The 15,907-nt window shown below is 67.4% G+C and carries 16 protein-coding genes; 6 read left to right on the forward strand and 10 right to left on the reverse strand.

Features of this window, described 5'->3' with window-relative positions:
* Positions 1-24 precede the first annotated feature (24 nt).
* Entirely contained in the window at positions 25-1,095 is a 1,071-nt protein-coding gene (locus PKE72_RS09415; RefSeq protein WP_271165124.1) for a mechanosensitive ion channel family protein, read from the reverse strand.
* Positions 1,096-1,233: 138 nt separating this feature from the next.
* On the opposite strand from PKE72_RS09415, the gene PKE72_RS09420 reads away from it, so the two are divergent.
* On the forward strand, positions 1,234-1,860 hold the full coding sequence (locus PKE72_RS09420; protein WP_271165125.1) for a response regulator transcription factor: 627 nt from the start codon (positions 1,234-1,236) through the stop codon (positions 1,858-1,860).
* Here PKE72_RS09420 and PKE72_RS09425 read toward each other — a convergent pair.
* Entirely contained in the window at positions 1,857-3,764 is a 1,908-nt protein-coding gene (locus PKE72_RS09425; RefSeq protein ID WP_271165126.1) for a PAS domain-containing sensor histidine kinase, read from the reverse strand. The genes PKE72_RS09420 and PKE72_RS09425 overlap by 4 nt on opposite strands.
* Positions 3,765-3,945: 181 nt before the next feature.
* Between PKE72_RS09425 and PKE72_RS09430 the strand changes: the two genes are divergently transcribed.
* The 3 genes from PKE72_RS09430 to PKE72_RS09440 are packed head-to-tail and all read left to right on the forward strand — an operon-like array spanning position 3,946 to position 5,177.
* Positions 3,946-4,467 (forward strand): Dps family protein, encoded by a 522-nt coding sequence (locus PKE72_RS09430; protein ID WP_271165127.1) that lies wholly within the window; start codon positions 3,946-3,948, stop codon positions 4,465-4,467.
* Between the two features lie 33 nt (positions 4,468-4,500).
* The gene (locus tag PKE72_RS09435; RefSeq protein WP_271165128.1) at positions 4,501-4,881 is read left to right on the forward strand and encodes a response regulator transcription factor; all 381 of its coding nucleotides are present in this window, start codon (positions 4,501-4,503) and stop codon (positions 4,879-4,881) included.
* Entirely contained in the window at positions 4,878-5,177 is a 300-nt protein-coding gene (locus tag PKE72_RS09440; protein WP_271165129.1) for a UBP-type zinc finger domain-containing protein, read from the forward strand. The genes PKE72_RS09435 and PKE72_RS09440 overlap by 4 nt, the downstream gene beginning before the upstream one ends.
* A gap of 9 nt (positions 5,178-5,186) precedes the next feature.
* On the opposite strand, the gene PKE72_RS09445 is transcribed toward PKE72_RS09440, so the two are convergent.
* Positions 5,187-6,875, reverse strand: coding sequence for an FAD-dependent oxidoreductase (locus PKE72_RS09445; RefSeq protein ID WP_271165130.1), 1,689 nt, complete (start codon positions 6,873-6,875; stop codon positions 5,187-5,189).
* 201 nt (positions 6,876-7,076) lie between these two features.
* On the opposite strand from PKE72_RS09445, the gene PKE72_RS09450 reads away from it, so the two are divergent.
* A complete protein-coding gene (locus PKE72_RS09450) occupies positions 7,077-7,649 on the forward strand; it encodes a helix-turn-helix transcriptional regulator (RefSeq protein WP_271165131.1) in 573 nt (190 codons plus the stop codon).
* Between the two features lie 6 nt (positions 7,650-7,655).
* Here the strand turns inward: PKE72_RS09450 and PKE72_RS09455 are convergent, their stop codons facing one another.
* From PKE72_RS09455 to PKE72_RS09480, 6 genes are read right to left on the reverse strand one after another with little or no spacing between them, the layout of a single operon-like run.
* On the reverse strand, positions 7,656-9,251 hold the full coding sequence (locus PKE72_RS09455) for an MFS transporter (RefSeq protein ID WP_271165132.1): 1,596 nt from the start codon (positions 9,249-9,251) through the stop codon (positions 7,656-7,658).
* On the reverse strand, positions 9,248-9,670 hold the full coding sequence (locus PKE72_RS09460) for a DoxX family protein (RefSeq protein WP_271165133.1): 423 nt from the start codon (positions 9,668-9,670) through the stop codon (positions 9,248-9,250). The genes PKE72_RS09455 and PKE72_RS09460 overlap by 4 nt, the downstream gene beginning before the upstream one ends.
* A gap of 2 nt (positions 9,671-9,672) precedes the next feature.
* Positions 9,673-11,637, reverse strand: coding sequence for an amidohydrolase (locus tag PKE72_RS09465; protein WP_271165134.1), 1,965 nt, complete (start codon positions 11,635-11,637; stop codon positions 9,673-9,675).
* Positions 11,634-11,840 carry a DUF1427 family protein gene (locus PKE72_RS09470; RefSeq protein ID WP_271165135.1) on the reverse strand — a complete coding sequence of 69 codons (207 nt, stop codon included), beginning with the start codon at positions 11,838-11,840 and terminating at the stop codon, positions 11,634-11,636. Before PKE72_RS09470 ends, PKE72_RS09465 begins: the two co-directional genes overlap by 4 nt.
* A complete protein-coding gene (locus tag PKE72_RS09475) occupies positions 11,837-11,980 on the reverse strand; it encodes a hypothetical protein (RefSeq protein WP_271165136.1) in 144 nt (47 codons plus the stop codon). Before PKE72_RS09475 ends, PKE72_RS09470 begins: the two co-directional genes overlap by 4 nt.
* Positions 11,981-12,015: 35 nt before the next feature.
* Complete coding sequence (locus PKE72_RS09480) at positions 12,016-12,675, reverse strand: hydrolase (protein WP_271165137.1); 660 nt, start codon at positions 12,673-12,675, stop codon at positions 12,016-12,018.
* A gap of 325 nt (positions 12,676-13,000) precedes the next feature.
* Between PKE72_RS09480 and PKE72_RS09485 the strand changes: the two genes are divergently transcribed.
* Positions 13,001-13,975: an alpha/beta fold hydrolase gene (locus PKE72_RS09485; RefSeq protein WP_444979384.1), complete on the forward strand. Its 975-nt coding sequence runs from the start codon at positions 13,001-13,003 to the stop codon at positions 13,973-13,975.
* A 75-nt stretch (positions 13,976-14,050) separates the two neighbouring features.
* On the opposite strand, the gene poxB is transcribed toward PKE72_RS09485, so the two are convergent.
* Complete coding sequence (gene poxB, locus PKE72_RS09490; protein WP_271165138.1) at positions 14,051-15,763, reverse strand: ubiquinone-dependent pyruvate dehydrogenase; 1,713 nt, start codon at positions 15,761-15,763, stop codon at positions 14,051-14,053.
* Between the last annotated feature and the right edge of the window lie 144 nt (positions 15,764-15,907).

Raw genomic sequence — 15,907 nt, forward strand, 5'->3', positions numbered from 1 at the left:
AGGGGAGGGTGACGGCGCTGTAGTTTAACCCCCCGTCCGTCCCGGCGGCAGGCCGGGCGCTGGTTCCAGGGGGCCTTCCTCGTCTTCTGCCATCATCAGGTCCTCGGCGGCGTCATTGCTGGCGGACGACGGGGAGACTGAGGCCGGGGCCTGGGGCGTGGCGGGCGCTGCCAGGCGCGCGCCCTGGCCGTAGCCCAGCCGCCCCAGGGCGTCATCGCCCTCCAGGCCGAAGGCGCTGCGGATGCGCAGGTCGGTCTGGGGGAAGGGCACCTCGATCCCGGCGCCGTCCAGGGCGTCGGCGATCAGCCAGGTATAGGCCGCGTGCATGGCCGCCGGCCGTTTGACGGCCTCGCGCGTGGGCCAGACCAGCAGTTCGAACTCCAGCCCCTTGTCGCCGAACCCCACCAGCCAGACCTGGCTCTTGCGCGCCTCGGTCTCTGGCAGGGTGAAGGGGCTGGCCCGTGCGCAGGCCAGGACCGCCTCGCGCACCTTGCCCCGGTCCGACCCATAGGCGACGGCGAAGGGCACATGGATGCGCCGGGTGTCGCCCTTCAGCGTCCAGTTGGTCACCGGCTGCTCGATGAAGCGCGAGTTCGGCACCAGGACATTGACGTTGTCATTGGTCCGCACCCGCGTCGCGCGGGGCCCGATCTCCATGATGGCGCCGCGAATGCCGATGTCCTCGATCTCGATATAGTCCCCGACCGACACCATCCGGTCGAAGATCAGGAACAGGCCGGACACGAACTCCTTGACCACCCCTTGCAGGCCCAGACCCACGCCTATGCCCAAGGCGCCGGCGAAGACCGCCAGCGACGACAGGTTCAGTCCCGCCGCCGACAGGGCCGACATGACGCCGACGATGATGATGGCGTAACCGACCAGCCGCTCCAGCAGATACAGGGCCTGTCGACTGCGTTCCGATCGCTCGCGCACCCGCCGCAGGGCGCGGGTCACCAGTCGGCTCAGGATCAGGGCGACCACCAGTATGACCAAGCCGCTGACGAGGCCGCCGACGGTGACGCTGGCGCCGGCGATCCGCACGATCTGGGTGTCGTCGAGGGTGTTGAGGCCGGCCTGGAGCGGAGACGTCATGGGGCGCTAGCGCGCGGCGAACCGCTCAGGTTCCAGCGGAGCGCCGCCGACCAGCCGCGGCTTTTGCCTGCGACCGGTCGATTGCAATGTATTTTGAGCTCTCGTAGTCAAACTTCAGACGTTTCGGGGGACGGGGGCTTGAGCGAAACTGAACCAGAAACCCGGGTGGTCATCGTCGTCGATGATGATCCGATGGTGCGCCGCGCCCTGGACTCACTGTTCCGCTCGATCGGCCTGACGACCGCCCTTTACGAATCCGCCACGGCCTTCCTGGCGGTCGATGCGCCCACGGCCAACAGCTGTATCGTCACCGATGTGCGCATGCCCGGTCTCAGCGGGCTCGATTTCCAGAAGGTCCTGGCGGCCAGGGGGGTGACGACCCCGGTCATCCTGATCACCGGCCACGGCGACGTGCCGATGTCGGTGCGGGCGATGAAGGCGGGCGCGGTGGACTTTCTGACCAAGCCTTTCCGCGACCAGGATTTGATTGACGCCGTCAACGAGGCCCTTGAACGGGACCGTCGCGCTCGACGGCGGGCCGGTGACGCCGCCGCCGCCAAGGCGCGCTATGACCTGCTGACCCCGCGAGAACGCCAGGTGATGGAGCACGTCGTCGCGGGCTTGATGAACAAGCAGACGGCGGCTGAGCTGGGGCTCAGCGAGATCACCGTCAAACTTCATCGCGCCAGCCTGATGCGCAAGCTGGAGGTCCAGACGGTGGTGGATCTTGTCCGCTTGTCGCGAGACCTGACGGCGTCGCGCTAGGCCGGAAGCAGGGGCAGCGAGATCGACAGCCGGGCCCCGACCCCCGGCTCCGAAACGATCTTGATCGTCCCCTCGTGGGCTTCGACCGTCGAGCGCGAAATGGCGAGGCCCAGACCCATGCCGTCCTGACGGGTCGTGAAGAAGGCGTCGAAGGCCCGCTCGGCGCTGTCAGGATCGAACCCTGGGCCGTTGTCGATGATATCGACCACGGCCCGGTCGCCGTCGCGACGGGTCCGGACTTCGATGGTCGGCGCGACCGTTGCGGCGGCGGTCATCGCCTGCGCCGCGTTCGTCATCAGATTGACCAGCACCTGCTGCAACAACACCCGGTCGGCCCGGATGAGGGCGTCGGCGGCGGCAAGATCGGTCCGCACCAGGATGTTGCGCCGCCCCAGATCGTGGCGCACCAGCCGCAGCGCCTCGGCGGCGAGACTGTCGACGGCGATCGCCTCCGTCTCTGGTCGTGCGCGGCTGACCAGTTTGCGCACCCGGCTGACCACGCCGGTGGCGTGACGGGTGGCCTGCAGCACGTCGGTCAGGGCTTCGCGGGTCTCGTCCAGGTCGGGCGGGGTCCGGTCCATCCAGCGCAGCGCCGCCTCCGATGAAGTCATGATAGCGGCCAGGGGCTGGTTGACCTCATGAGCGATCGAGGCGGAAAGCTCGCCCATGGCCGCCGCACGCAGGGCCTGTTCCGCCTCCTGTTTGGCGTGGTCGATGGCCTGCTGAAGGCGGCGGCGTTCGGTGATGTCCAGCACGACCGCCTGGACCCGGTTCGCCTCATGTCCGGGCGGCGGAAATGTGATCGCGACGATGATCGGTATGATCTGACCCCGTCGGTTCAGAACCTCGGTCTCGGCCTGATAATGGCTTCGGCCCTCGTCAACGGCGATCAGGAAGTCGATGAAGCTGCCCTCGGCGGACGGCAGGATCTCGGCCAGGCTGCGGAAGAAGTCTTCTTTGCGCTCGACGTCCATCAGTCTCAGGGCTGTTTCGTTGACGTCGGTGATGGGGATCATCTGCTGGGCGTCGCGGATGAATTCTGGATGCTGCGTCAGATAGGCGTGCAAGTCCTCCACGCCGGAAGCCCGAAGGTTCTTTAGCGCCGCCCGCAGGCAGCTGAAATCATGCTCCCAAATGCCGACGGCCAGGGTATTGAAGATGTTGCGGTACCGCGCCTCGCTCGCGCGCAGAGCGGCGTCGGCCGCCTTGCTGGCGGTGATGTCGGTGTTGGATTCCAGAATGACGACGGGCTTGCCGGGACGGGGCTCGTCCAGGCTCCAGCGGCTCAGCAATGTCAGCCAGGCCCCGTCCCGGCGCCGTTGGCGGATCTCGCCCTCCCACAGGCCTTGGGCATGGAGATGGTCATTGATCGTCTCGAGCGATGTCGGGAACTGAGTCTGCAACAATTCATGTCGGTTCTGGCCGACCGCCTCGTCCCGGCTCCAGCCATAGAGACGTTCGGCCCCCCGGTTCCAGAACAGGATCCGCCCCTCCGGCGAACGGGTGAAGATGGCGTCGTGGGTGACGTCCAGAAGCGCGGCCTGACCCAGCAGGGTCTGGCGGTCGCGGATCGTCTTCATCACGAGGAAACCGGTGATGCTGATGGCGGCCACGCTAACGCAGTAGCGCAGCAGGGTGGCGAACTCCGGACGCACGCCGTGATCGAACAACAGGCTGAAACTGGCCAGGCCGATCATGCCGAGGAACAGCAGCCGGACCTGTCGGACCGAGAAGATGTCGCCGAGCATCAGCAGGGGCACGACATAGAAGACGGCCACGGCGCTGATCAGCGGGGTGAAGGTGTCGAGCAGGAAGATCACGACGATCAGCACGGGGCTGACCGCGAGACGCAGGCGGCGCAGGGCCGTCTTCGAAACGCTTCGATCGTACTGGGCTGAATCCATCTGCAGTCCCCCGATCCCTGCTCGCATCACGCTAGTCATCGCGGGACGCGGCGGCAATGACAGGCTTGGGGTCCGGCGTTGCAACACCAGACGCCCGTTCAAATTGCCGCCGTCTTAAGCAAGAGCGGCGACGCCTGCGGGCCTAAGGTCTCGATTACGGACTAGCCCGGAAGGAACCCTGATGGACCGCCAAATTCTCGAAACACGTCGCCTTGCTCCGCTGAGGACCCCCACTGGCCTGACGCCTGAGGCGACCCAAGACATCAGCGGCGCCCTGAACGCCCTTCTGGCGGACGTCTTCGCCCTTTATCTGAAGACCAAGAATTTCCACTGGCACATGTCGGGTCCGCATTTTCGCGACTATCATCTGATGCTGGACGACCAGGGGGATCAGATTATCGCCATGACCGATCCGATCGCCGAGCGGGTGCGCAAGATCGGCGGGACGACACTGCGGTCCATCGGCCAGATCGGCGCTTTGCAACGGGTGCTGGACAATGACGCCGACTATGTCAGTCCCGAAGACATGCTGGCCGAGCTGCGCGACGACAACGCCGATCTGGTTCAGCGGATGCGCGCCGCCCACGGCGTCAGCGACGAACTTGGCGACATCGCCACCGCCAGCCTGCTGGAAAACTGGATCGACGAGACCGAACGCCGCGTCTGGTTCCTGTTCGAGACCGGACGTCGCGGAAACGCCTGATACGGCGCGGCCGTTTGCGTGAGGAGGTCCGCCATGCCGTCGCCCCCTCTGATCGCCATCGTCGACGACGACGGCATGGTCCGCAACAGCCTGGCGCGGCTGCTGCGGTCCATGGGGCTGCGGGTTGCGGCGTTCGAGTCCGGCGAGTCCCTTCTTGCGGCCCTGACGGCCGAGGTGGCCTGCGTGATCTCCGACATGCAGATGCCGGGCATGAGCGGCCTGGTTCTACAGCGCCGCCTCGCGGCCGAGCGGCCGGAATTGCCGATCATCTTCATGACCGCCTTTCCTGACGAACTGACGCGCGGACGCGCCCTGGACGCCGGTGCGGGCTGCTATCTCGAAAAGCCCTGCTCCGCCGAGGCCCTGGCGCGCTGCCTGGACCGCGCGCTCGATCCCGAAAGGAAGCCGAAATGACCTGTTCGCACCTCGACACGATCAGACCTGTGACCCCCAGCGCGGCGGGCTGCGAGGACTGTCTCAGGACTGGAAGCTGGTGGGTGCATCTGCGGCTGTGCCGGACGTGCGGTCATGTCGGCTGTTGCGACGACTCGCCGAACCGGCACGCCCGCGCCCATTTCCAGACGACCGGACACCCCATCATCGAGGGCTATGACCCGCCGGAGGGTTGGGGCTGGTGTTATGTCGATCAGCAGGGAGTCGATATCGGTGCGCCGACGCCCTATCCGGGGCCGATCCCCCGTTTCGTCTGACCCGCCGCCTCAGTCGCGACCTAGGCTGGCCAGATAGGCGTGGATAGCCTGGACCACGACCGACCCCTCGCCGACCCCGGCGGCGACCCGTTTGACCGAGCCAGAACGGACGTCGCCGACCGCATAGATGCCCGGACGCTCGGTTTCATAGGGCGAGGCGCCTGGACGCCCCTCCGGCTCTTCGTCGGACGCGCGGCTGGGGCGAAGGCCGGTGATCACGAAACCCTTCTCGTCCAGGGCCAGGCAGTCCTCCAGCCAGTCGGTATTGGGCTGGGCGCCGATCATGACGAACAGGGCTTGGGCCGGTATCCGCGTGATCTCGCCCGTGCGCCGATCGGTCCAAGCCACGCCAGACAACAGGCGTTCGCCCTCCATCTGCGTGACCTCGCTGTGAGGATAGAGTGTGATCCGGGGCGAGCGCAGGATCCGCTGGACCAGATAGTCGGACATGGTCGCCGCCAGGCCCGGTCCCCGTACGATCATATGAACATGGCCGACATGGCGCGACAAATACATGGCCGCCTGACCCGCCGAATTGCCCCCGCCCACTACGACGACGTCCAGGCCGCTACATAGTTTCGCCTCCATGGCGGTGGCGGCGTAGTGGACGCCATGGCCTTCGAAACGGTCGTAGTCGGGAACGTCCAGCTTGCGATAGCGGGCGCCGGTCGCCACCACGACGGCGCGGGCCTGGACACTCTGATCGTCTTCCAGCCGAATTCGGAACGGATGGACGCCGCAGTCCAGCGCAGTGGCGGCGCGCGACACCGCCATGCGCGCGCCGAACTTCTGGGCTTGCACCAGGGCGCGCCCCGCCAGGGCCTGGCCCGAGATTCCTGTGGGGAAGCCCAGATAGTTCTCGATCTTGGAACTGGTGCCGGCCTGACCGCCCGGCGCCAAGGTCTCGATCACGGCCGTCGACAGGCCTTCGGACGCCGCATAGGTCGCCGCCGCCAGGCCGGCCGGGCCTGCGCCGACCACCACCAGATCCCAGACCTCCTCGGGATCAAAACGTTCGGTGAGGCCCAGATGGTCCGCCAACTGGGCCAGGCCCGGATTGGACAGGACGGATCGGTCGGGCGAGATGACCACCGGCAGGTCCCCGGCGCCGACCGCGAAGGTCTCCATCAGGCCGGCCGCCGCGGGATCGGTGCGCGGATCGATCTCGCGCAACGGATAGGCGTTGCGGACGATGAACCGTTCAAGCCTCTGGGTGTCGCCGTCGTTGGGGTCGCCGATCAGCAGAACGCCGGCCTGACCATGATAGAGGAACCCCATCCGACGCAGGATGAAGGCCCGCATGATCAGCTCGCCGATGTCCGGCTCCGACGACATCAGCCGCGCCAGATCGTCATGATGAATCCGGACCACCCGCCCGTCGCCGGTCGAACGCCCCTCCACCAGCAGGGCGCGTTCCGAGACCTGGTCCAGTTCGCCGGTGAACTGATGGGCCTGGTGGGTCGCCAGCACCTCCTCGCGACCCTGGTCGTCATGCCGAAGGATGGCGACCTCGCCCTCGACCACGATGAAAAAGTCGGCGCGTCGGTCGCCGCGCCGGAACAGGACCTGGCCCCGAGCCACCGTCTCCTCCTCGCCGTACTGACCGACCCGCTCCATCATTTCCGGACTTAAGCGGGGATAGACCTGGGCCGCGCGGGCATAGGGGTCTTCGGTGATCACGGCGTCAGGGGATGCCATGGGGGTGCTCCATGAGGGACGGCGAGGGCCAATATCTCCTGCCGGCGGCAGTCAGGCTTGTACCAAACCGGCGTCGCGTCGACCCCATACCAAAGGTTAGGAGGCCAAGACCAAGTCGGGGGCCGATCAGCCTCCCGTTCAATGGCGAACCGGGACGCCCAGGCTCAGTCTGAGGACAGCAAAAATCCTCGGAGCCCCCCTATGCCCGCACTCGCCACCATTCCGGACTCTGACATGGGCGCGCCGTCGCTGGAGAATCTTGGGCCTATGGCCTTCCGCATCCTGGCGCAGGTGGATGGGGCGCTGGATCGCAACGCCGAGGCGGCCCGCCAGGGGCTGAACCAGCTTCAGGCCCTGCTGCGCGGCCTGCCGGTCTGGTCCGGCGAGGCCTATGACCGGTCGCGCGAACCGCGGCGTGAGGCCGAGCCGACGCGCGGCGGCCTGGCGCCCTGGCAGATGAAACGGATCGCCGCCTTCGTCGATGACAGTCTGGATGATCGGATCCAGGTCGAGGATCTGGCCTCACAGGTCCGTCTGAGCGCCAGCCATTTCTGTCGCGCCTTCAAGGTCACGACCGGCGAAACGCCGCACGCCTATGTGATGCGGCGACGGCTGGAAAAGGCCAAGGCCCTGATGCTGAACACCGACGAGAGCCTGTGCCGGATCGCCGACGCCTGCGGCCTGGCCGATCAGGCGCATTTGACCCGTCTGTTCCGTCGCCACCTCGACACCACCCCTTTCCAGTGGAGGCGCGACCGGCGCGTCGCCGCCTGAAGGCCTCTAGGGCGAGGGCGCGATGAGGTGACGGACCCGGGGCGGTTGGTCGCCGATGTGGAAACGCTGGATCTGGTCCTGGGTCAGCCGGTCGTCATGGGTGATGCGCTGGTGCTGTCGCAGATGCTCCAGCCAGCTCGGCACGATGAAGCTCTCGACGATCAGGCCCGGTTCCGCCGCATCCTCGAACAGACGCCAGGTCAGGGCGCCGTCGCGCCGGCGCACGGCGCTGAACGGCCGGATCGCCTTCACGAACGCGGCGACCTGGGCCGGATCGATCCGGTATTCGATCAGGATCATCACCGGGCCGCGATCCGGCGCCGGCTCGCCCGCGACGGTCGGCTCGACCCAGTGGCCCGACGGCGTCAGGTCCAGGGCGCCGGTCGCCGGCAGGCGGAAACGCAGGGCGACTGCAGTGGCCAGAAACAGCGCGACCCCCGCGACCGTCAGGGCCGTGGCGACGTCGGTCCGGCTGGCCAGACCGCCCCAGACTAGGCTTCCCGCCGTCATGGCGCCCTGGAACACCAGCAGATAGACCGCCAGGGCGCGCGCCTTGACCCAGGTCGGCGCCGCCATCTGGGCGGCGACGTTCAGGGAGGACAGCATGGTGATCCAGGCCAGGCCGGCCAGGATCATCACGCCGCCGGCGATGACCAGGCTCGCCACATGAGCCAGCGCCAGGGTCGTACCGGCGAAAACGACCGAGCCGAAGATGGACAGGGTGTTGGTTCCGACGTGTTTGCGCACCCGCGTCAGGACGGTCGCGCCCAGGATCGCCCCCAGGCCCATACAGCCCAACAAGGCGCCGTAACCCGCCGCATCCAGCCCCAGCGTCCGGCGCCCCACCACCGGCAGCAGGGCCCACAGGGCGCTCGAAAAGAGGAAGAAGGCGACCGAGCGCAGCAGCACCAGTTGAAGGGCCGGCGCATGGCGGGCGTAGCCATAGCCCGTGCGCAAGGCTGCGAAGAAATGTTCGGGCGGCAGGTCGTCCAGCCGGGGCTTGCGCTTCCAGGCAATCAGCACCCCCAGCACCGCCAGGATCGAAACTGCGTTCAGGGCGTAGACCGCCGCCGATCCCGCGACGGCGACGATCACCCCGCCCAGGGCCGGGCCGATCGCGCGGGCGATATTGATGCCTAGGCTGTTCAGGGCGACGGCGTCGGCCAGGGCCGGCTTCTCGACCAGTTCGGGCACAATGGCCTGAAACGCCGGGGCGCTGAGGGCGGCGCCCAGGCCCATGACGGCGGTCAGGGCCAGCAGCACCAGGGGCGTGGTCAGGCCCAGGTGGGTGACGGCGGCCAGACTGGCCGCGCCGATGAGGATCAGCAGCTGGGCGGCGATCAGCAGTTTGCGTCGGTCGACTACATCAGCCAGGGCCCCGCCGGGCAGGGCGAACAGGAACATCGGCAGGGTGGTCGCCGCCTGCACCATGGCCACCCACAGCGGGCTGGGCGACAGGGAGGTCATCAGCCAGGACGACCCCACGTCGTTCATCCAGGTGCCGATGTTGGAGACGATGGTCGCGATCCACAGGGCTCGGAACAGCGGCGTGGCCAGAGGCCCGCGCGTGGAAGTGGGGATGGGGGCGGAGGCGGCGCTCATCCCCGGCGGCGCTCGGCCAGTATGGCGGCCAGGACCAGTCCGCCGATCAGGCCGATGTTGGCGGTGAAGGCGTTCATGTCGTGGAAGCGCGCTATGGGATCGGACAGGGTCCAGAAGGCGTGACCGATCAGGTTCGCCAGCGCCGTGAACACGCCCAGAGCGCCGGCGCCCAGCCAGGTCCAGCGGCTCAGGATCACGGCCAGCGATCCACCGATCTGCAGCAGGATGACCGCGACCGCGACCGCCGCCGCCGGCTGTAGCCCGAAATGGGCCGCCTCGCCGATGGCCGAAGCGAAGTCGAACAGCTTCAGCACGCCGCTGATCCAGAAGGGCGAGGTCAGCAGGATCCGGCCGATCAAGGCGACGCCCGGCGCGTCGAGCAGGTCGGCGATAGGTCGGGGGGAGGTCGCAGCTGTCATGATCACACCGCCCAGCAGGCGCAGCCCAAGGCGCCCCAGAAGGATTTGGCGTCGGCCGCGGGGGCCTGAAGCCGGGCCGTGGCCGCATGGTCATGGCCGTGGACCCCGCAGGCGGTCGAACAGCCGCAGGCGGCCGCGACCTTGGTGAAGAAGCCGGTTCGCTCTTGCGTCTTGGTCGAGTGATAGCCGCCGAAGGCGCGCACCGGCGACCAGTCGGGCGTCGGCGGCGGGATCGGCGGTGCCTCGCTCGCGAAGTCGCCGGCGCCCCAGACGATCTTTCCGCCCAGCAGGGTCAGGTCGCTCTCGATATGGACGATCTCGTCCTCGGCGACCGAGAAATAGTCGCGGTCCAGCACGACCAGGTCCGCCAGTCGGCCCACCGCGATGACGCCCTTCTTGCCCTCTTCGTTCGAGAACCAGGTATTGGCCTCGGTCCACAGACGCAGCGCCGTCTCGCGGTCCTGGCGCTGGGCGGCCGGATACATGCGCAGGCCGCCCAGGCTCTGGCCCGTCACCAGCCAGCTCAGCGAAACCCAGGGATTGTAGGAGGCCACGCGGGTCGCGTCCGTGCCCGCCCCGACCGGCACGCCGGCGGCCAGCATCCGCGACACCGGCGGGGTGTTCGCCATGGCCTCGGCGCCATACCGCTCGGCGAAGTCCTCGGCCTGGTACATCATCCGGTGCTGCACAGCGATGCCGCCGCCCAGGGCCGCGATCCGGTCTATGTTCCGTTCGCTGATGGTCTCGGCGTGGTCGAAGAACCAGTGCAGGCCGTCGAACGGTATGTCCCGGTTGACCTTTTCATAGACGTCCAGCGCCCGGTCGATGGTCTCGTTATAGGTGGCGTGCATCCGCCAGGGCCAGCGCTGCTCGACCAGCTGGCGCACCACCGGCTCCAGGTCGGTCTCCATATTGGCCGGCATGTCCGGGCGCGGCTGGCGGAAGTCCTCGAAGTCGGCGGCGGAATAGACCAGCATCTCGCCGGCGCCGTTGTGGCGGTAATAGTCGTCGCCCTGGCCGGGCCGCACCTGTTTGCCCCAGGTCTTGAAGTCGTTCAGCTCTTCCTTCGGCTTCTGGGTGAACAGGTTGTAGGCCAGACGCACGGTCAGCTGGCCGTCTTCGTGCAGTTTCTCGATGATCTCATAGTCGTCGGGATAGTTCTGGAAGCCGCCGCCGGCGTCGATCACGCTGGTCACGCCCAGCCGGTTCAACTCGCGCATGAAGTGGCGGGTGGAGTTGAGCTGATACTCTTCCGGCAGCTTCGGCCCCTTGGCCAGGGTCGAATACAGGATCATGGCGTTGGGCTGGGCGATCAGCATTCCGGTGGGTTCGCCCGCAGCGTCGCGCTGGATCTCGCCGCCCGGGGGATTGGGCGTGTCCCTGGTGTAGCCGACGGCGCGCAGGGCGGCGCGGTTCAGCAGGGCGCGGTCATACAGGTGCAGGATGAAGACCGGGGTCTCGGGGGCGGCGGCGTTGATTTCGTCCAGGGTCGGCAGGCGTTTTTCGGCGAACTGGTGGCGGGTGAAGCCGCCGACGACGCGCACCCATTGCGGCGGCGGGGTGTTGGCCGCCTGGGTCTTCAGCATGGCCATGGCGTCCGCCAGGCTGGGCACGCCGTCCCAGCGCAGCTCCATATTGTAGTTCAGTCCACCCCGGATGACGTGGGTGTGGCTGTCGATCAGGCCCGGCGCCACGCGACGACCGCCCAGGTCGATGATCTTCGTCGCGGGTCCGGCCGTCGGGATGATCTCGCGCGCCGAGCCGACGGCTGTGAAGACCCCGTCCTTGACCGCTACGGCCTCGGCGTTGGGATTGGCGCGGTCCAGAGTGGTGAAGCGGCCGCCGTGCAGGATCAGGTCGGGAGCTTTGTTCACGTCGGGGGTCATGGGGGAAGTCCGTGCGAAGGCGGCTGGGGCCAGTCCGGCCAGGCCGAGGGCGGTGATTGCGGTGCGACGGGTCTGGGTCATCGCGCGGGATCGACGGGCGGCGCGGCGACGGGAGGCGGCGGGTTCAGTCTGTGCCGCACATACTGCGTCCCCTGTTCACCCAGGAGGATGCCCAGCAGCCCCAGCAGGGCCACATAGGGCGGGGCGGGGGAGCGGACGTTCAGCAGTCCATAGAGGCACCCGACCAGCAGGCCCACGGCCAGGGCGACGACCAGGGGCTTCATCGCGCGTCCTGCCTTTGGTCTAGGGAGACGGGATCGCTGGCCGGGAAACTGTCGCTCAGCGCCTCGTCCAGAGCCTCTTCGCGGTCCGGATCGGGCGCCGCCGGGACGTCCGTTTGCTCAATGTAGTCGCGGGCGGTCATGGCGGCGCCTTTCTGGTCAGCGGGTTGGAACGGGATCAGCCTTCGCGGGCGTGTTCGCCCAGCATGGCGCGGGCGTACTGAAGCCCCACGCCATAGGCGCCGCCGAACTTCACCGCAGCGCCGGTGGTGGTCTCATAGGTCTCGCCGCGCGCCCAGTCGCGTTGCAGCTCGAGCAGATACTGGATCGAGGTCATGGGCCGGGCGCCGGCCTGGATCATGCGCTGGACGGCGCGTTCGTGGGCCTCTGTCGAGACGTCGCCCGAGGCGTCGGTGATGACGAAGACTTCAAAGCCCTGGTCGAGGGCGGAGAGGACGGGACCGACGATGCAGACCGAGGTCCACAGGCCCGCGATGACGATGCGCGACTTGCCGGCACGGTTGACCGCGTCCGTCACCTGAGAGTCTTCCCAGGCGTTCATCGTGGTGCGGTCATAGACCGGGGCGTCGGGGAAGGCGTCCTTGATCTCGCTGAAGATCGGACCCGAGAAGGTCTTTTCCGCCACGGTGGTCAGTATGGTCGGAACCTTGAAATCGCGCGCCGCCGTCGCGACCAGGGCGGTGTTGGTGCGCAGGGCGCCGATGTCGATCGAGGCGGTGGCGAAAGCCATCTGCGACTGGTGGTCGACCAGGATCAAGGTGTGGTCGACCGGGGTCAGCAGGCCTTTGCCGGCGGTCGGGGTGGCGGTGGCGGTCATGGTCAAATCCTCTGGTTCAGCCGCGCGGCGGCGTTTCGATGAAAGGAGTGTGCCTGCGCGCTCGCATGTCCGAAATGGAAACTAACAAAACTCATCGTTTCTGTTTTTTTGGCCCAATTTCCGGGCGCTCTCGGTCGTGGACGTGCTTGGCGGGAGTCTGTTCGCATCCGGCCGTCTGGTCTTGGACCGAAACGCTCAAAAGCGGTCGACGCGGCGGTGCTCGATCACAGCGGCATGGTCCAAGACCGGCGCCCGCAGGCCCGCCAGTTTGTCGGCGTCGATTACGGGCGCGGCCGCACCGCGTGACCCCTTGGAACCTGTGCAAATGACGGCCTTCGTATCCGACTTCCCCCAGGCGTCTCGTCGCGGCCTTCTGGCTGGCGGGGCGGCGCTCGGGCTGTCCTCCCTCATCCCAACCATCGCATCGGCGGGGGCGACCAACGCCTCGGCCTCCATTACCGGAGATGACACCATGTCTTACGTCACCACCTCGGACGGCGTGCAAATCTACTACAAGGACTGGGGTCCCAAGGACGCCCAGCCGATCGTCTTCCACCACGGCTGGCCGCTGAGCTCGGACGACTGGGACGCCCAGATGATCTACTTCCTGCTGAAAGGCTTCCGTGTCGTCGCGCACGACCGTCGCGGCCATGGTCGTTCCAGCCAGGTGTCCGAAGGCCATGACATGGACCACTACGCCGCCGACGTGGCGGCGGTGACGGCTCATCTGAACCTGCGCAACGCCGTCCATATCGGCCACTCGACCGGTGGGGGCGAGGTCGCCCACTATGTGGCGCGTCACGCTGACCGGGTAGCCAAGGCCGTGCTGGTCGCCGCCGTGCCCCCGATCATGCTGAAGACCGCCGCCAACCCTGGCGGTCTGCCCATAGAGGTGTTCGACGGCTTCCGCGCCAATCTCGCGGCCAACCGGGCCGAATTCTATCGCGCCGTCGCGGCCGGGCCCTTCTATGGCTTCAACCGGCCCGGCGTGACCACGCTGGAGGCGGTGGTCGACAACTGGTGGCGTCAGGGCATGATGGGCGGCGCCAAGGCCCACTACGACGGCATCAAGGCCTTCTCGGAAACCGACTTCACCGATGACCTCAAGGCCATCCAGGTTCCGACCCTGGTCATGCACGGCGACGACGACCAGATCGTCCCCTATGCGGACTCAGGCCCGCTGTCGGCCGCCCTGCTGAAGAACGGGACGCTGAAGACCTACGCCGGCTATCCGCACGGCATGCTGACGACCCACGCCGACGTGCTGAACGCCGACCTGTTGGCCTTCATCAAGTCCTGATCCGTCGCCCATTAAGACGCCGCCCCGCCCCGCCCCGCCGCGATGCGGGGCGGCGTTCTGCTTTCTGGCTCGACCTTAGAGGTTGGTCCGCGCGAGCTCGACCACCTCGTCGCCGCGACCGTTCATGATCGCCTTCAGCATGAACAGGCTGAAGCCCTTGGCCTGCTCCAGCTTGATCTTGGGCGGGATCACCAATTCCTGTCCGGCCGTCACCACGTCGATCAGAGCGGGGCCGGGGTGGGACAGGGCCTGGCCCACCCCTTCTTCCAGGCGATCCGAATCCTCGACCCGGAAGCCCTTGATCCCCATGGCCGTCGCCATCGCCGCAAAGTCGGGGTTCTTCAGATCCGTGCCGGTGTCCAGGAAGCCCGCCGCCTTCATCTCCATGGCGACGAAACCCAGCGAGCCGTTGTTGAACACCACCACCTTCAGCGGCAGACCCAGTTGGGACAGGCTGATGAAATCGCCCATCATCATGGTGAAACCGCCGTCGCCCGACAGGGAGATCACCTGACGGTCCGGCGCGGCGGCCTGGGCGCCGATCCCCTGCAGCATAGCATTGGCCATGGAGCCGTGGTTGAACGACCCCAACAGCCGCCGACGCCCGTTCATCCTCAGATAGCGCGCCGCCCAGACGGTGGGCGTGCCCACGTCGGCGGTGAAGATCGCATCGTCGGACGCAAGCCGGCTGACGACCTCGGCCACATATTGCGGATGGATGGGGCGCCCCTTCGCCGAGGGCCGCGCGAGATCGTCCAGTCCCTTGCGCGCCTCGACGTAATGCTTGCGGGCGGCGTCGAGGAAGCGTGACGAGCGTCCGGATTTCAGCAGCAGCGTCAGGGCGGCGACGGTTTCGGCCACGTCGCCCACCAACCCCTGGGCCAGGTGAGCGCGCTTGCCCAGGGCCGACGGATCATGATCGATCTGGATGATCTTGGCGTCCGACGGATAGAAGTTGCGATAGGGGAAGTCGGTGCCCAGCATCACCAGGGCGTCGCAGTTCATCATGGCGTGATAGCCGGACGAAAAGCCGATCAAGCCGGTCATGCCCACGTCGAAGGGATTGTCCCATTCGACATGCTCCTTGCCGCGCAGGGCGTGGACGACCGGCGCCTGAAGCGCCTCGGCCAGGGCCAGCACCTGGTCGTGCGCGCCGGCGCAGCCGCTTCCGGCCAGGATGGTCACCTTCCCGGCCTCGTTCAGCAACTCGGCCGCGCGCGCCACATCGGCGACTGCGGGGCTGATGCGCGGCCTGCCCGGCCAGGTCCAGTCCGTCGACGCCCCCTCCGGCGCCTTGGCCAGGGCCACGTCTCCCGGCAGAACGATGACCGCCACCCCGCCCTTGCCGACGGCGGTGTTCAGGGCGCGCGCCAGAACCCCGGGCATCTGGGCCGGATTGGACACCAGTTCGCAGAAGTCGCTGCACTCGCGGAACAGCTCCTGTGGATGGGTCTCCTGGAAATAGCCCAGTCCGACCTCGGACGAGGGGATGTGGGCGGCGATGGCCAGAACCGGCGTGCGGTTGCGATGGCAGTCGAACAGGCCGTTGATCAGGTGCAGGTTTCCCGGCCCGCAGCTGCCGGCGCAGACCGCCAGTTCGCCGGTGATCGCCGCTTCCGCTCCGGCGGCGAAGGCTGCGGTCTCCTCGTGGCGGACGTGCATCCACTCGATTCCACCGAAACGCCTGAGACTGTCGTTCAGGCCGTTCAGGCTGTCGCCCGTAACGCCCCAGATCCGGCGCACGCCGGCAGAAGCCAGGGTTTTCGCCAACAGGTCCGCGACCGTCATGAGCTTCTCCTCTGCAGTTCCGCTCACGGTGAATGGATGAACCCGCTGCGTCTTGTCTGGGAATGCACCAATCGGCGCGCAGTTCTCGGCGGCTGGGCGTCTTCGCCTGGAGCGGGTCATCCGGAGGCTTGGCCGAAAAGCAAA

The organism is Brevundimonas intermedia (genome assembly GCF_027922165.1).
In the GTDB taxonomy this organism is placed as follows: Bacteria; Pseudomonadota; Alphaproteobacteria; order Caulobacterales; family Caulobacteraceae; genus Brevundimonas; species Brevundimonas intermedia.

Coding starts and splice junctions, on each gene's coding strand:
- PKE72_RS09415 (WP_271165124.1), bottom strand. CDS start 1,095: ATGACGTCTCCGCTCCAGGCCGGCCTCAACACCCTCGACGACACCCAG.
- PKE72_RS09425 (WP_271165126.1), bottom strand. CDS start 3,764: ATGGATTCAGCCCAGTACGATCGAAGCGTTTCGAAGACGGCCCTGCGC.
- PKE72_RS09430 (WP_271165127.1), top strand. CDS start 3,946: ATGGACCGCCAAATTCTCGAAACACGTCGCCTTGCTCCGCTGAGGACC.
- PKE72_RS09435 (WP_271165128.1), top strand. CDS start 4,501: ATGCCGTCGCCCCCTCTGATCGCCATCGTCGACGACGACGGCATGGTC.
- PKE72_RS09440 (WP_271165129.1), top strand. CDS start 4,878: ATGACCTGTTCGCACCTCGACACGATCAGACCTGTGACCCCCAGCGCG.
- PKE72_RS09445 (WP_271165130.1), bottom strand. CDS start 6,875: ATGGCATCCCCTGACGCCGTGATCACCGAAGACCCCTATGCCCGCGCG.
- PKE72_RS09450 (WP_271165131.1), top strand. CDS start 7,077: ATGCCCGCACTCGCCACCATTCCGGACTCTGACATGGGCGCGCCGTCG.
- PKE72_RS09455 (WP_271165132.1), bottom strand. CDS start 9,251: ATGAGCGCCGCCTCCGCCCCCATCCCCACTTCCACGCGCGGGCCTCTG.
- PKE72_RS09460 (WP_271165133.1), bottom strand. CDS start 9,670: ATGACAGCTGCGACCTCCCCCCGACCTATCGCCGACCTGCTCGACGCG.
- PKE72_RS09465 (WP_271165134.1), bottom strand. CDS start 11,637: ATGACCCAGACCCGTCGCACCGCAATCACCGCCCTCGGCCTGGCCGGA.
- PKE72_RS09470 (WP_271165135.1), bottom strand. CDS start 11,840: ATGAAGCCCCTGGTCGTCGCCCTGGCCGTGGGCCTGCTGGTCGGGTGC.
- PKE72_RS09475 (WP_271165136.1), bottom strand. CDS start 11,980: ATGACCGCCCGCGACTACATTGAGCAAACGGACGTCCCGGCGGCGCCC.
- PKE72_RS09480 (WP_271165137.1), bottom strand. CDS start 12,675: ATGACCGCCACCGCCACCCCGACCGCCGGCAAAGGCCTGCTGACCCCG.
- PKE72_RS09485 (WP_444979384.1), top strand. CDS start 13,001: ATGACGGCCTTCGTATCCGACTTCCCCCAGGCGTCTCGTCGCGGCCTT.
- poxB (WP_271165138.1), bottom strand. CDS start 15,763: ATGACGGTCGCGGACCTGTTGGCGAAAACCCTGGCTTCTGCCGGCGTG.